General features: G+C 44.2%; 14 protein-coding genes and 1 pseudogene. 4 read left to right on the top strand and 11 right to left on the bottom strand.

Annotation, left to right across the window (positions count from 1 at the left end; genetic code table 11):
• Positions 1 to 168 precede the first annotated feature (168 nt).
• The gene (locus ACRRSX_RS15360) at positions 169 to 2622 is read right to left on the bottom strand and encodes an EAL domain-containing protein (protein WP_432452331.1); all 2454 of its coding nucleotides are present in this window, start codon (positions 2620 to 2622) and stop codon (positions 169 to 171) included.
• A gap of 260 nt (positions 2623 to 2882) precedes the next feature.
• On the bottom strand, positions 2883 to 3467 hold the full coding sequence (locus tag ACRRSX_RS15355; RefSeq protein WP_432452332.1) for a TetR/AcrR family transcriptional regulator: 585 nt from the start codon (positions 3465 to 3467) through the stop codon (positions 2883 to 2885).
• Between the two features lie 362 nt (positions 3468 to 3829).
• Here ACRRSX_RS15355 and ACRRSX_RS15350 point away from each other — a divergent pair, with 362 nt between their 5' ends.
• Positions 3830 to 4303, top strand: a complete 474-nt coding sequence (locus ACRRSX_RS15350) for a DUF1348 family protein (RefSeq protein WP_432452333.1) — start codon at positions 3830 to 3832, stop codon at positions 4301 to 4303.
• 211 nt (positions 4304 to 4514) lie between these two features.
• Here the strand turns inward: ACRRSX_RS15350 and ACRRSX_RS15345 are convergent, their stop codons facing one another.
• Positions 4515 to 5060, bottom strand: a complete 546-nt coding sequence (locus ACRRSX_RS15345; RefSeq protein ID WP_432452334.1) for a nidogen-like domain-containing protein — start codon at positions 5058 to 5060, stop codon at positions 4515 to 4517.
• Positions 5057 to 5179, bottom strand: a pseudogene (locus ACRRSX_RS15340) (hypothetical protein); the annotation flags it as partial. The gene ACRRSX_RS15345 and the pseudogene ACRRSX_RS15340, both read right to left, overlap by 4 nt.
• 829 nt (positions 5180 to 6008) lie before the next feature.
• Here ACRRSX_RS15340 and ACRRSX_RS15335 point away from each other — a divergent pair.
• The 3 genes from ACRRSX_RS15335 (at position 6009) to ACRRSX_RS15325 (ending at position 8490) form a co-directional block, all read left to right on the top strand.
• Positions 6009 to 6872 (top strand): hypothetical protein, encoded by an 864-nt coding sequence (locus tag ACRRSX_RS15335; protein ID WP_432452335.1) that lies wholly within the window; start codon positions 6009 to 6011, stop codon positions 6870 to 6872.
• A gap of 114 nt (positions 6873 to 6986) precedes the next feature.
• The gene (locus tag ACRRSX_RS15330) at positions 6987 to 7850 is read left to right on the top strand and encodes a hypothetical protein (RefSeq protein WP_432452336.1); all 864 of its coding nucleotides are present in this window, start codon (positions 6987 to 6989) and stop codon (positions 7848 to 7850) included.
• Between the two features lie 103 nt (positions 7851 to 7953).
• Complete coding sequence (locus tag ACRRSX_RS15325) at positions 7954 to 8490, top strand: NUDIX hydrolase (protein WP_432456160.1); 537 nt, start codon at positions 7954 to 7956, stop codon at positions 8488 to 8490.
• Positions 8491 to 8547: 57 nt separating this feature from the next.
• Here ACRRSX_RS15325 and ACRRSX_RS15320 read toward each other — a convergent pair whose 3' ends face one another.
• The 7 genes from ACRRSX_RS15320 to ACRRSX_RS15290 form a co-directional block, all read right to left on the bottom strand.
• Positions 8548 to 9051 (bottom strand): ureidoglycolate lyase, encoded by a 504-nt coding sequence (locus ACRRSX_RS15320; protein ID WP_432452337.1) that lies wholly within the window; start codon positions 9049 to 9051, stop codon positions 8548 to 8550.
• An 8-nt stretch (positions 9052 to 9059) separates the two neighbouring features.
• Positions 9060 to 10064: an allantoicase gene (gene alc / locus ACRRSX_RS15315; protein ID WP_432452338.1), complete on the bottom strand. Its 1005-nt coding sequence runs from the start codon at positions 10062 to 10064 to the stop codon at positions 9060 to 9062.
• A gap of 176 nt (positions 10065 to 10240) precedes the next feature.
• Complete coding sequence (locus tag ACRRSX_RS15310; protein ID WP_432452339.1) at positions 10241 to 11068, bottom strand: MurR/RpiR family transcriptional regulator; 828 nt, start codon at positions 11066 to 11068, stop codon at positions 10241 to 10243.
• Positions 11069 to 11107: 39 nt separating this feature from the next.
• Positions 11108 to 11830 carry an amino acid ABC transporter ATP-binding protein gene (locus ACRRSX_RS15305; RefSeq protein ID WP_432456161.1) on the bottom strand — a complete coding sequence of 241 codons (723 nt, stop codon included), beginning with the start codon at positions 11828 to 11830 and terminating at the stop codon, positions 11108 to 11110.
• Positions 11823 to 12473 (bottom strand): amino acid ABC transporter permease, encoded by a 651-nt coding sequence (locus ACRRSX_RS15300; RefSeq protein WP_432452340.1) that lies wholly within the window; start codon positions 12471 to 12473, stop codon positions 11823 to 11825. The genes ACRRSX_RS15305 and ACRRSX_RS15300 overlap by 8 nt, the downstream gene beginning before the upstream one ends.
• 11 nt (positions 12474 to 12484) lie before the next feature.
• Positions 12485 to 13153 carry an amino acid ABC transporter permease gene (locus ACRRSX_RS15295; protein ID WP_432452341.1) on the bottom strand — a complete coding sequence of 223 codons (669 nt, stop codon included), beginning with the start codon at positions 13151 to 13153 and terminating at the stop codon, positions 12485 to 12487.
• 13 nt (positions 13154 to 13166) lie between these two features.
• Complete coding sequence (locus ACRRSX_RS15290) at positions 13167 to 13952, bottom strand: transporter substrate-binding domain-containing protein (RefSeq protein WP_432452342.1); 786 nt, start codon at positions 13950 to 13952, stop codon at positions 13167 to 13169.
• Between the last annotated feature and the right edge of the window lie 139 nt (positions 13953 to 14091).

Genomic DNA, 14091 nt, shown 5'->3' with positions numbered 1-14091 from the left:
AGAACTATTGTTTGGTGAGTTGCTTGTTTGAAGGTCTGAACTCTATGTTGAATGATATGGTTTTGCGCAGGGGATGCTTTGTCGGCAAAATAACCATTCAATTGAATCGATGATTGATCCGTTAATTTGTATGAAAGTGGACGCCAATACTTGAATAAGGTCTGAAGTCTAGATGCATGTAAGTATTTCACTTTGTTGGCTTAATATATCTTTAAGTGCAATTACGCCAACGCAAACACCGCTAGAGCCGACCACCACCACCACCATATCAGGATCCTCGATGAGTTTAGGATAGAAATGTTTAACTGGGGTATCCATCGAAACTTCTAAAAAGTTTTTACTCATCACTTGATGAACTCTTTTATTGAGCGTGACTAAGTCTCTATGTTGCTCTCCTTTGGTATTGAGGTAAGGGCTAATTGCAGCATTCACATCACAGATATGTAATATCCCTCGACACTGACTATGTTCGATAACGATGAGCTGCTTTGCCTTGTGTTTGGTAAATGACTCGAGTGCTTTTTTTAGTTTGTCATCGGTGGATATTTTGGGAAAGTCACGCCGCATGATTGCCTGTGCATTCTCAGCATTAGCGCGAGACAGTAGCGTCTGAAATTGTAGGAAAGTTCCATGAGTTGGGGTACTGAGTATGTCCTGTAAGCTCTTTGGTTTATCAAATATATAACCTTGGATCATATCAACCCCTAGGCTGGATAATAGGTGAAGCTCTTGTTCGGTTTCAGCGCCTTCAGCAATAATTTTTCCGCCAATTTTATGTGTTAGCCTACACAACATATTAATCATTTCATATTCATTGGATTGCTTGGTAAGGCCAGACACAAAGGAACGGTCTATTTTTACAATGCTTACTGGAAGCTGACGTAAATAAGAGAGAGAAGAAAAGCCGGTACCAAAATCATCGAGAGCGATAGAAACGCCATGAGCTTTTAGTTTATTAATCCATTTAGCATGATAGTTTGAATCTTCGAAATATGCGGATTCAGTGAGTTCGAGGGTGACTAGGTTTAAATCAACTTTACTTTGTTCTAAGATCTTAAGCGTATCTTCTAAGCAGCAGTGAGCAATGCGATCATTATTGACCGAACGATTGATCGACAAGCCTATTTGGTCGTTCGCGTAGTGTTTTTGTAGCAAGGGCAAAACTTTTAAGGCTTGTGTTGTGACTAAGTCATCAATTTTGTCTATCCAATTAAATTCTTCGGCAATTTCGATAAGTTCTTGGGTGGAATAGTTTATGTCTGTTTCTAATTGTGCCCGGAATAAAGCTTCAAACTTGACTATTTTAAGCTCAGATATATCGACAATGGGTTGATAGTAAACCGCAATATTTTTTTTTGCTAAGGCCTGCTTTAACAAGGTGGCTAAAGTATTTTTCCGATCAAAACGTTTGGTTAGGCGTCGGTCAAAATAATACAGTGAGGACTTTGCCAGACGGCTGTTGGCGATTAAGGCTTGGACCGAGTGACTGAGTAACTGAGTTGGACTTTTGGCATCGATATAGAGTACTGATACTCCAGCGGTAATGTTGGCTGATAAACCCATGTTATTGCTTTCATCATTGCCTTCTAAGACGAATATGACTTTTTTTAGGGTTTGGTCAATCGGCTCGACTTGCTTGCTTACAACAAAATAGGCTGCATACATACTTTCGTTGACTAAGCCTAAGTGACCAGTAAAGGTTAAGCGAGCAAAGCGTTGAGATATCAACCAGTGTTGTGTGAGTTTACTGAGTGTTTGTAGCATTTGAAGGTCGAAAGTAATGCAAATGATGGTCATGTCATGACTCAGCTGTTTAAAGCTTTCGTCTAGTAGGCTAATAAAGGATTGTTTATCGGGAATATGAACCTTAGAGACTTCTTCGAGATTATCGTGTTGCCACATATGTGTTGATACATCGAGTTTGTGGCTCGCCGAAACATATACATGGGAAGAGTCTTCTAAGTCGATGCGTTGTATTCTGCCCTCATGAGCAAAAATTTCTCCTTGTTTGGTTTTAGCTAATCGTTCACCAAACCATATTTTATGTTCATCGACGTATTGCCATAACTTTTCATAAAAGGAGAATGTGTAGCGACCACTTTTGAGTATCGATGCTGGCTTGCCAAGCAGCTCATGTTCGGCGTAGCCAGTAACATCACAAAACGCTTGGTTCACAATCAAGATACTATGGTTTGCATCGGCAATCATGAATGCTTCGCTAGACTTAGAAAATAGTTTTTTAAGAAACTCAAGTTCTTGCTGTTTGGTTAGAAAATATTGCGTAAATTGAATGGTTCCTTTCACCATATTTCCGTTTTTGGGCATGTCGCAAATCATTATTTCGGCGATATAACGATGTTTATATGTATTGATGACGGTGGTTTGGCTCAGCCCAATCCCGGTTTCTCGAACTTCAGAGATATGTTGTTTTAATAGCTGTAACTGTTGAGTTTCAAAGGCGGCATAAAGTTGGGATAAAGTGAGCATGTTTTGCTTTGGGTAACCCAGAGCGCTCATGAGTTGACGAGAGCAGTTTAATCGTTGGTTATCGATGTCAATTGACCAAGGCTGTGGGCTAAAGTCTTTAACTTTTTGAAATAAAACATCATCGACAACCATCATATTCCTTTGAATTTAGCTCAAATTAGTATTAATGAAGTAAATTATAGCTAGTTTTAACAATGTTTGAACGGAAGTAAATAACCTTGTTGTCAATTAGTCGTGATAAAAATGATTACACTTGTTTAAATAAGTATTTTTAGCCACTTTATCAAATAGTTAATAGAATAAATAAGCGATTTGTTATTTTATCCGCTGCGCTATCGAATGCTATGGTTGTTGTTTTAAATGGCTTGCAGGTCGGTGTTGTGATAGGTGCATTTTTATGCCAACTGGAGGTGAGCAGTGAGTATCACTTGAGCAATGGCTTTGGCATCGAGTGGCGAATGATAATCACCAGTAGTGTGCGCACCAACAATCGCCCCATCCACAAGGATTGAGAGCTGGCGAGCGATGGCTGCTGAGTGATTGAGTTGTAAATCGCTGAGTAGATCTTCAATGAAGTTTATAACTTGTTCTTTGTGAGTGGCGCAGGTGATGTGGACCGGGTCATTGTGACGTGGATATTCAGCTGAGGCATTAATAAACATGCAGCCAAAAAAACTATCAGAATTAATCCAGTGATTTAAACCATCAAAAAAGGCCATGATAGGGGCCAACTGTGGAGCAAAATCTTGCTTGCTCGTTAAGCGTTTCACTTCTGCTTGTAGTAAATCCATAAATTGCTGGTCACGCCTTGTTAAGGTGGCAATGATTAGCTCTTCTTTAGATTTAAAATGATTGTATAGCGTTTTTTTTGCGACCCCCGACTCAGCTAATACCGCATCGATACCAGTGGCACGAAAGCCATGTTGGTAAAATAGTCGTTGTGCGGTATCGATAAGCTGGTCTCGTTTGCTGCTCGCCATCGTAAGTCCTGTTTTTCTTTAGTATACCGTTCTGTCTCTCATTTCGACAAGTTGATTTTGGGCTCCTCTTTTCATTTAGGTGGCGTGAAAATTTAGTTGACGTAGACAGATTTGTCTCCTAGACTGCTCGTGAAGTAGACAGGTCTGTATACTTCGGCTGGCACTTAAAGGTGCAGCAAGGGAAATAAGCATGTTGAAATTGTACGACTTTGAATTGCCAGAGAAGGTCCATCGAGTTCGCTTGATGTTGTTATTCTTGATCTTGTCTTATCAAAGCGTGGCCTTAAATTTTGCTAAGGGAAAAATCACCAACAGGCTATTTATTTTTTACTCTAATGAATCTCTAATATTGAAGGATGACAATGAGCACTGAACAACGTTTACCACTACCACCATTTGACGCGCAGAGCGCAGCACAAAAGGTTCGGGTGGCTGAAGATGGCTGGAATTCTCAAGATCCGGTGAAGGTGGCCTCGGCTTATACTAAAGATTGTCAATGGCGTAATCGTGCTGAGTTTGTGACGGGCCGAGGACAGATAGAAGCATTTTTGCAGCGCAAGTGGGAGAAAGAACAGCAATATCGTTTGATTAAAGAACTATGGGCGTATAGCGATCATCGAATTGCGGTGCGTTTTGCTTATGAATGGTGTGCAGCCGATGGCCAATGGTACCGGGCTTACGGGAATGAGAACTGGGAGTTTGATGAGCATGGTTTGATGCAACTTCGTATTGCCAGTATTAATGATTTGGCCATTGATGAAACGGAACGAAAGTTTCACTGGCCCTTAGGGCGTCGACCAGACGAGCATCTCGGGCTAAGTGAGCTTGGTTTGTAGGTTTATGGTATCGACAATTGAGGCGTGATCATTCAGTAAGGAAAAGCAGGATGCACAATCCCGAGCCGAGTTGGTCAGCCGACAAGTGTTACCTGCAAAGTGAATTTTGGCGGGTTTGTCTGTGGAACTCCGCTGAAACCTCTGAGGTCGGCGGAGGGGGTCACTTCTAAAATATGATTTAGTGCAAGATGAATCTCTCGGCACTAGGTATTTAGATGACAGCGCTAAAATCGAAGACTTCTGGCCTCGCTAAACTTTTAAGAAGGCCAGAGCGTTGCATCATATTAGGGCCTTGGTCAACAATATAGTCATGACCGACCGCCACATCTGGATCGATAAAAATCGGTTCATTGACGCCAACATTAAAGTCAAATGACCAACCACCGTTAACCACCACTGGCATAATTGGGTTCTCGGGAGTGGCTCCGGGTAGCGCGCCCTCGCGAATCGCAAAGCGCCACACTCTGTCTTCATCGGTATTGGAAGTGGTGGCCAAATTACCAATTTCGGCACTGAATGAGCTCGATAAGGCAAAGTAGTTTTTGCCATCTCCTGCATCGTCGCCTGCTTGCGCTGGTGCTCCACCAAAATCACCGCTACCATCAGAGGCATCACCAGTGGTCCAGTCTAGGTGATCGTAGCGAAATTCAACATTAAAGTTGCCTGTACCCTTATCAGATCGGTCGATCAGCACTGCTTGGAAACTATTGGTTTTATTGTCATTATTTTCATCGTAGCCAACATTATCCCTGGTCACGGCCACAACCCATCGGATGGGCCACCAACATAGACCGACCCGCAATCGCCACAACGTGTGTCTATGTCGGCCCCAAATGGCCTAATCATCGCTTGGTTCGCAAGCGGAAGGGGTTGCGGCGTACAACCTTTGAGTGAGCTTTCGAAGGTGAGCTTACCATTATGATTAACGAAGAAGCTTTGGTCATGATTTCCAAAATAGTTAACCTCGAAGGGAAGGTCGAGCCGATTAGACGAGCTATCATCGCTGCAGGCATGGCAAGCTCGCCATAACTAGCGTCTCCGCCAAAACTGGTCAACATACTCGCTTGGATAACAATCGTTGTAATAGCGGTCAAGGCCAGAATTTTCTTATTCACTTGTTAATTTCTTTTAATATGCTCAAAGAAGAGTTCCGTTACTGTCTTATTATTTTCAAGTTCTTAAGTAAAAACGCTCTAAGTAGTAATGCATTTAATATCATTCGCTTAGGTATTTCTGTTGATAATAGAGTTACTTTTTGTAAACTTTACTGATACATTCATTTGTAATGTGGTGTGATGAATTGATGAGTTTGTAAGGTTTTATTTCAGTGACAGCTTTGCGGTTGATAGCTGCTGAGGCCTTCTTGATATCATTCAGTAGCATTTTGCTACCCATCTAGTGAAGAGGGTTGCGAAGCGTTCCAATGTGTCAGTTACCGACTAAACCTGGCTAAGCTTAAAGGAACGAGCGGCGAGGCGGTTAAAAACTCTTTTTCTTCGGTAAGAAAGGCGCGCCATATTTGCTTCTCACTTTGATTGGCAAGGTGCGGGTCGAGATTAAAAATGGACCGTCAAAGCGCACTAGAGCTTAGCCCTGGCGCGATTTTGTTTGAACCGCGATCAGGCGAGAATATGGCAAAAATAATATCTGTATTTTTGACTTATACTCAAATAAGCGAATGGCTTCACTGGCACTAGGAGGCGCTGTGAAATCTTTACTTATGTATGTGGTGCTTACGCTGTACTTTGTTGGCTTATCATTTTCTAGCTTAGCGACCACCATTTACACCTGCCGTGGGAAGGAAAGCCCCAATGATATTCGCGCAGAGTACGATATTGCACTGTTTCGTCTGGCACTAGATAAAACCGTCTCGACACATGGTGAATATCAGTTAAATATTATTCCTAACATGAATACATCCCGAGGATTAAAAGCTGCATTAGCGAATACTTGGCCTAATTTTTTTACCAAGCAGTCGGTCTCAAAGAAGCGTTTAGAGCAACTTAGTTATGTCGACTTTCCTGTGGACTTAGGAGTTGTTGGCTATCGGATATTTTTTGTTTCGCCGCAAGCAAAAGATAAATTGGATGAAGTCGAAAATATAGAGCAGCTTAAATCTTTTACGATTGGGCAAGGTATTGGTTGGCTGGATAGCGAAATTCTTAAACACAATGGTTTTCGCGTGATTCTGGGCAGTCCCTATGAGAGTTTATTTAAGATGGTTGCTAAAGGTCGTTTCGATCTATTTTCTCGCGGTAGTAATGAGATCTATGCAGAGTATCAGGTACACCAGTCGATAGGCGATTTATTGATTGATAAACGGCTTGCCCTATATTACCCCTTGCCAAGGTTTTTCTTTAGCCATCATTCGAATGTTGAAGCGACTCAAAGAATCAAACAAGGATTATTAATGGCTTATGATGATGGCTCTTTGATGAAGCTTTGGAACCAGTATTATGCAGACAGTATTCGCTTGGTCGAATTGAAGAATAGAAAGATTTTTCAGATTGAAAATCCATTTTTACAAGGGATTGATAACAGTTATCAACAGTATATTTATCAACCCTAATTGATTTATACAATTTATTGCTCCCAGAAATTTTATAACTTGCGATAGAGATAAAAGATAACGCTGAGTGAAACATTACACTTAAGCATAGTTAATATGTATTGAGGAGTATGCGTGGGCTATTTTTTGCGCAATGGCCTAGTTGGCCTTTGTTTACTGATATTATCATTACCTTCTTTTGCGCTCACAACCTTTACTTATCGGGGGAAAGAGCATGTGAATGATACGCGTAGTGAATATAGTATCGCCTTGTTTCGACTTGCTTTAGAGAAAACGGTGAGTTCTCATGGCAGCTATAAACTAGATCTCGTGCCTCGAATGAATTCTAGTCGAGCCTTGAAGTCCGTTGAGGGGAATTTGTTTAGTAATTTTTTTACTAAGTTGTCGGTCTCAACTGAAAATCTTAAGCAATATAGTTATGCAGATTTCCCCGTTGATTTGGGCATTGTGGGTTATCGTGTATTTTTTGTTTCTGCTCAATCTCAGCAAGCGCTTCAGGCTGTGGATAATATTGAGCAATTAAAAGAGTTTACGATTGGGCAGGGGGCTGGGTGGCTTGATAGTGAAATCTTAAAATATCATAATTTTAAGGTAGTGCTTGGTGGTACTTATCAAGCGCTATTTAAAATGGTCGCCAAAGGGCGCTTTGATTTATTTTCTCGGGGTAGTAACGAGCTCTTAGCTGAGTATCAAGCACACCAAAACATTGAAGGGCTGCTATACGATAAACATATTGCGCTTTATTATCCTTTGCCTCGATTTTTTTTCACCAATAAAGCAAATGCTGATGCGGCTAATCGAATTAAACAAGGCTTGCTTAAGGCCTATTACGATGGCTCTCTAATGGCGTTATGGAAAAAATACTATGGCGAAAGTCTCGATTTTGTGGATCTTAGACATCGTAAAATATTCCGACTAGATAATCCCTATATCGAGGGCATCGACCCTAGCTATCAGCAGTATATTTACCAGCCTTAATGCACATGGTCTCTGCGAGTTGAGCAGCGCTTGCAGCTTGCGGACAGCGATTTTGTTTGGTAATTTTGCCGCCTCATTTTTAGTTTGCTGGTTTGCTGTTTCGATGCGTCTTCTTCAATCTACCGTTCATCCTCAAATTGCCAGTCTTGGAGGGCGTAGCCTCGAGCGTTTAGCGGCGCGTGCGATTGTATTAAGCGGCGATGATATTTTGCTAATGTATACCGAGCGTTATCATGACTACAGCTTACCTGGCGGTGGGGTCAATCCTGATGAAACATTGACTGCCGCTTTAGTGCGAGAGTTGAGCGAAGAAACTGGCGCGCAAAACATTCGCGATATTGCCGCTTTTGGTTGCTACGAAGAGTATCGTCCTTGGTATAAAGAGGACGCCGACTACTTGCATATGCGCTCTTATTGCTACACCTGTAATATTGATCCAAAGCTTGGCAAAACATCATTAGAAGATTATGAAGTGAACAACGGGATGCAGCCGCGTTGGGTGAACATCGAACAAGCCATTGCCCATAATCTGGATACGCTGGCTAATAACCCCAAAGCAGGCATGTCGATTGAGCGCGAAAGCTACTTATTACAGCGAATACGTGATGAGTTAGTCTGTGCTTGCAGCCTTAGCGCTTAAGTGGTTGGCTTGCACTCGGGCGCAGCCGTGATACGCTGCCGCCCGAATTCAAAGCGCTTACTCAGAAAACAATAGCCTGATGGATTGGCTTAAGTTTTGTTCGACACAATTAGCTTCTTCACCACTGCGGTCAATCACTAAAAAGTCACTAACTTGTTCAAGGCTAATCAGCGGATGGTGCCATACACCGCTGTGATAATTCACCCCTTGATTACCCTGTGCCAAAAAGGCTTTGATTTGCCCTTCTTTTAGCTCGCCTGCGGGGGCAACTACCACCACATAGGGGCGTTGTTGCAGGGGCATAAATAACTGACTCCCGTAAGGATGGTGCTCCATCATCTTGATACTTAAAGGCAAGCCAAAGGCTTGCCCTCGAAAGATTGAGGCGATCATTTTACTGTGGCGACCACTGCATTGTAGGTCGGCTAAGTTGTGATAGCGCTCGGTGCTGCCAGCATTGATGCTGAAATGCTCGCTGCCATCGGTTTGTATCACCTCGCCAAAGGTGCTAAATGCGCTTTGGCTGAGAGGCTCCAGATATAAATCTATGTGATTTACCATATGACTTCCTATGCCTTACCCCACAATCTGACGCGACTGATCCCACCATCGGGATAGATGTTAACTCGAATATGGGTGATCGGACCCAGTGGATTTACTTGGCTGAAGTGGTGATCATGATCAGCGCTGAGTGGCTGAGCTGCCAATAGTTCCGGCCAAAACATACTCTGGCTAATGAGGCTTAAATCGTTCGGGTCACTAATGTGCGCCGCTTGAATCGATAACTTATCGGGGAAGTTACCTTTAAAGTGGGTGGTGGCGATTTCAATTTCTTCAACGCTGCCTGCTTGACCCAAGGCGATAATACACCAGTCGTTACCGGGTTCACGGCGACGGCGGGTTTCCCAGCCATCTCCCATGTTGACGCCTTTGCCTGGTGCCAGCAAATTACTGGGAGTACCGTAGTGGGCATCGTTAAAGCCAACCACCCGGCCACCATTGACTAAGGCGACCAAATCGATTTTCTCGTCACTTTGAATATCGGCTTGTGGCAGGCCAAATACTCTTAAGCGAGCAATCCCGCCATCGGGAAAAATATTTACTCGTATATGGGTCACCGCCTGAGCTGTGCTCACTTCAAAAAACTGGCTACTGTCGCCTGCGAGAGCGCTGGCAGGGAGCAGGGCTTGCCATTGGGTTTCGCTGTCGGGCTGTTCCTGATCGCTATGACAAACTTCCAAACTTACGGCGGGGGCAAAGTTGCCGGTGAAAAAATGGGTATCTACTTGTACACCTTTCACGATACCTTTTACGCCCAGTTTTACAATGCTCCAATCATGGCCCGCATCGCGGCGACGACGGCTTTCCCAACCATCCATCCATTTACCGTTATCGTCATACTTATCAGGATAAAAAACCGCTGGTAGGTGATTAAGCATGCGGTCGGCTTTGGCAAAAAAGTCATCACTGACTGCAACCACAGTGCTGCCGAGGCGGTGATCGGCTAAGTTGATAAATTGACGGCTAAACTCTGGCGCATCGGTGTTAGCGCTGGCGGTGATTACTTGGCTCATGATTGTCCTTATTGTTCTTGTATGTTGTGTTCACAGACTCAAGATTTGAGTCAAATGCATCTAATTTAGCATAACTAGAGGCAATCGTTTCATGGTCGATGTTAAGCAGTTCCAAGTTTGATCACTAATATGACATCGGCGCATAGGCCTGATGTCTAGATTGAGTAAAACTTGCCTTAGTTATAATGCTCTAGTTCATCCAGCAACTGATATTGCTTGCTGATTGCGGCACTACGTTGCTGCGCAGCAGTGCCCAAATAGTCGTAAATTTTATTACTTAAGTGTGCCAATAAACTCATCGGTGCCGCATAACTGTCGAGTGCTGTATGGTTGCTCATCGGACAAACTAATAGGTGTTTTACGTCTTTGGCATAGCGTTGTCCCGATTGGTCAGTGATCAGCACACTATTACAGTGACTAATTTGCTCAATTAGCGCGGAGAACAATTTGGGGCGACGGCGGATCCCAATCACGATGACTAAGTCATCAGCCCTAAGCTGGCTGAGATCTTCACCAATACTTTGCCCTGGCAGCGGCAGCAAATTCACGTTTGGCCGACATTGGGTGAGTTGTTCGCGCAGGTGCATCGCTAAAGGGTAGCTATTGCGGTAGCCAATAATGGTGATCGCTTTGGCGTGACTAATTTGTTCGACTAGTAAATGGAAATCGAGAGGCTCTAGTTGTTGATAGAGCTGATTGATGCTCTGAATATCCTCTTTATCGCCATGGCTGCCCGGCTGATTGGTGAGCAGCGGTTGGCCCCATTCGCGCTGCTGGCGCAGTTCATCGCAAACTTGCTGATGGTCTTGATAACCGAGCTGGCGAAAAAATCGACTAACGCTGGCTTTTGAAACTTTACAGGCCTGAGCAATTTCTGCGGTGGATAAAATGAGAACCTTGTCTGGGTGGTGCTGTAGGTAATCGGCCACCACTCGGGCGGTGCCAGATAGCTGTTGGTAATGCTCTACAATTCGTTGATTAAACGGACAAACCGATTTACTCATTGGCCACTCACTCCTTGGTTTCGCTATGGCTTGATGCGATTACAGCACCGCCGAAATAAAGCTTTGTAATTCGCTGGTCTGAGGATTGGCAAAAACGGCCTTACTCTCGCCTGTTTCCCATACTTTGCCTTGGTGCATAAATACCACTCTATCACCCACATCACGGGCAAAGTTCATTTCGTGGGTCACCAAAATAAGGGTCATGCCCTCGGCGGCGAGCTGCTCCAGCACTTTGAGAACTTCTCCGACCAGCTCCGGGTCAAGCGCTGAGGTGATCTCGTCACACAACAGCACCTTGGGCGACATTGCCAGCGAGCGGGCAATTGCCACACGTTGTTGCTGACCACCCGACATGCTGGTGGGGTATTGGTCAAACTTATCGGCCAGGCCAACTTTGGCTAATACCGACTCGGCCAGGGCGCGGCATTCGGCCTCACTTTTCTTTAATACCAATTTCGGCGCTAACATGATGTTTTCCCCGGTAGTCATATGGGGGAATAAATTAAAGTTTTGGAACACCATGCCCACACTACGACTCAGTAAACGCAGCTGTCTTTCATCATCGCTCACGGCTTGTTTGTCGACAATAATAGCGCCACCTTGAAAAGGCTCCAAGCCATTAATACAGCGCAATAGTGTGCTTTTACCAGAGCCACTACGACCGATGATCGAAATGACCTCTCCGGCCTTCACTTTTAAGTCGACGCCTTTTAAAACGTGGTGTTGACCGTAATATTTATGAATTTTTTCAATACTAACCAGCGACATTGAGTTTTTTCTCCAGATACTTGCTGTACAGCGACAGTGGAAAACACAGTAGGAAATATAGGGCGGCGACTAAGGCAAATACCTTAAAGGGTTGAAAGGTGGCATTGTTCAGCATGGTGCCTGCTTTGGTCAGTTCAACAAAGCCGATAATGGAAGTGAGGGCGGTGCCCTTAACCACTTGTACCGAGAAGCCAACGGTTGGCGCCACGGCCACTTTGAGCGCTTGCGGTAGAATAATATAGCGCATGGTTTGTAAGAAGCTTAAACCCAGAGTGCGAGCCGCTTCCCACTGACCTTTGTTGAGCGACTCAATACAACCACGCCATATTTCGCATAAAAAGGCGCTGGTAAACAGGGTTAAGCCAATAATGGCCGCCGTCCAAGCGTTCACATCGACTCCGACTAGGGACAAACCAAAAAAGATCAGGAATAACTGCATCAGCAGAGGCGTCCCTTGAAAGAGTTCTACGTAGCCTCTTACAATTGCCCCCAATACTGGGTTACGGCTGACCCGCATAAAGGTAAGCAGCAGGGCCACTAAACCACCGCTGGCAAAGGCTATTAGCGATAATAAAAGGGTCCAGCGTGCTGCCAATAATAAGTTACGTAAAATGTCCCAATCGGTAAATTGCGTCATTATTGGGCTTCCTATAAGCTTGGATTTTTGAACATGCGTCGAGCACCGAGTTCGAATAACTGACGCATTGCAATAGCTAGCAGCAAATAGATCAGTGCGGTGACCAAATACGATTCGAAGCTTAAAAAGTTTCGAGACTGAATAAAGTTGGCGGAAAAAGTGAGTTCTTCAACCGAGATTTGCGACACCACAGCCGATCCCAACATCACAATAATGCATTGGCTGACCAGCGCCGGATAAATCCGTTGAAAAGCCGTAGGTAAGACGACTCGGCTAAAAATTTGCCAATGGCTTAGCCCGAGCGTTTTACCAGCTTCCCACTGACCTTTGGGAGTGGCTTCTATGCCTGCTCGAATAATTTCGGTCAGGTAGGCACCCAGGTTGATCACCATCGCTAAACAACCCGCTTGCCAAGCACTTAGCTTAAAACCCAGTGCGGGCAAACCAAAGAAAATAAAAAACAACTGCACAATAAATGGAGTATTACGAATTACTTCAACGTAGCTGCTAATGAGCCACCGCAGCCAAGGTTTCTGACTCACACGGCCAGCAGCCCCAGCGGTGCCAAGTAAAATACCGGCAACAGTGGAATATAAGGTGAGCTCGGCGGTGGTGAGTAAACCTTTGCTTAACTCCGGTAAATAGGGCACTAGGCCCGCAAAATCCAGCTGGTAGCTCATTAGTCTCTCCGATTTAAAGGCCTGCAGGAAGGGAGGTTTTAAACCAAGTTAGTGATAGTTTTTCTAGTTCACCTTGGCTTTTAGCTTTGGCTATCAGGCTGTTCACCTTGGCAACTAAGGCGTCTTCACCCTTCATTACACCCACATAACAAGGCGAATTCTTCAGCATGAATTTGGTCATCGGTTTACGATCTGGGACGCGTTTGGCAATTTCGGTAGCCACTAGGTTACCGGTAGCGATTAGCTCGACTTGACCGGATAAGTAGGCCGATAAGGTGGTGTTATTATCTTCAAAGCGCTTAATGGTGGTCGAGCTATCGACTAACTTGCTTAGTTCAATATCCTCTACTGCACCTCGGGTTACCCCAATGGTTTTTCCAGCGAGATCAGCGGCGCTGGTCACTTTCACGTCTTCGCTACCAAATACACCCAAGAAAAATGGCGCATAAGCATCACTAAAGTCGATGGCTTTTTGGCGTTCTGGGTTTTTACCCAGACTCGAAATAACCAAATCGACTTTACGCGTTTGTAAGTAAGGAATGCGGTTCGCGCTGGTGACGGGCACAAGCTCTAATTTCACCCCCAGTTCTTTCGCAAGATAACTGGCCATATCGATATCATAGCCCTGAGGTTGCAGGTCACTACCTACCGAGCCAAATGGCGGAAAATCTTGTGGAACCGCCACTTTTAGTACGCCGCGCTGGGTTAAAGTGTCAAGCTGGTTGGCTTGAACCAAAGTTGAGCTGAACATGCTAAGCGCAATTGCGGCGCCAGCGAGTAGAGATTTAATTTTAAACATAGTGCTTCCTTTGCGAGTGTATTGAAATAAAGTTGAAACGATTGAATCTTGTGGGTTTGGTTTTGCAACAACTGAGCCAGTCAACAAAATATCCATTTAAAATTTTAATTCGTAATAGATTACAAGGGCTTAATTCGGT

Origin of the sequence: Agarivorans sp. QJM3NY_30 (genome assembly GCF_050870855.2) — a bacterium.
GTDB lineage: Bacteria > Pseudomonadota > Gammaproteobacteria > Enterobacterales > Celerinatantimonadaceae > Agarivorans.
Note: the sequence above shows the minus strand (reverse complement) of the source record. Positions and strands in the feature narration are given on the sequence as shown.